The sequence below is a fragment of the Streptomyces alkaliphilus genome (assembly GCF_014141535.1).
Lineage (GTDB): Bacteria > Actinomycetota > Actinomycetes > Streptomycetales > Streptomycetaceae > Streptomyces > Streptomyces alkaliphilus.
Genome location: NZ_VKHT01001595.1, coordinates 1 through 656 on the forward strand (window position 1 = coordinate 1; position 656 = coordinate 656).

The 656-nt window shown below is 75.6% G+C and carries 1 protein-coding gene; it reads right to left on the reverse strand.

The features are described 5' to 3' along the window. Positions 1-222: 222 nt before the first annotated feature. A complete protein-coding gene (locus FNQ90_RS25865; RefSeq protein ID WP_143624707.1) occupies positions 223-633 on the reverse strand; it encodes an ATP-binding protein in 411 nt (136 codons plus the stop codon). Between the last annotated feature and the right edge of the window lie 23 nt (positions 634-656).

Sequence of the window (656 nt, forward strand, 5' to 3'; positions counted from 1 at the left end):
GGCGTCACGGTGAGGGGCGGGAACGCCCGAGGCGGGCGACACGGCACGGTGTCCACCGGGGGAGGAGAAGCCCGCTTGGAGACACGGGGAAGCGCCGGGAAGCACCCGCGGGCGCGGCGGGGCGCGGGGGAAACGGGACCATCGACCGCTCGGAGCGGCGGAGCGGGCCACGGCCGGGCCGCGCCCGGTGGGTACCGCTCGGAGTCGGGTACCGGACCCGGCTCAGTCGACGGCGTGGGCGGTGGGCCAGCTCATGCGGATGAGGCCGCCCCGGTCGTCACCGGTGACCTCGACCTCGTCCACCAGTGCGCTGATCACGGCCAGCCCCAATTCGTCGCCGTCGCCCCCCGCGCCGTCCCCGGAGGCGGTGGAGACCGAGGGACCGGGGGCGTCGTCGCCGACCTCGATCGCGAAACTCTTCTCCCCCTCGGTGAGGGAGACCCTCACCGGGCCGGTCAGTCCGAGCGTGGTGTGCAGCCCGACGGCCCGGCTGCACGCCTCCCCCACCGCCAGCCGCAACTCGTCGAGGGCGGACTCCTCCACCCCGGCCCGACGCGCCACGGCGGCGGCCACCAGCCGCGCGGTGCGGACGTGCTCCGGCGAGGCGCTGAAACGCAATTCGACGGTGGCCATGCTGCCATCCCCCTGGGTGGTGC

What these genes read in the sequence shown, in the direction of transcription:
- FNQ90_RS25865 (WP_143624707.1), bottom strand. Translation starts at nt 633, where the DNA reads ATGGCCACCGTCGAATTGCGTTTCAGCGCCTCGCCGGAGCACGTCCGC.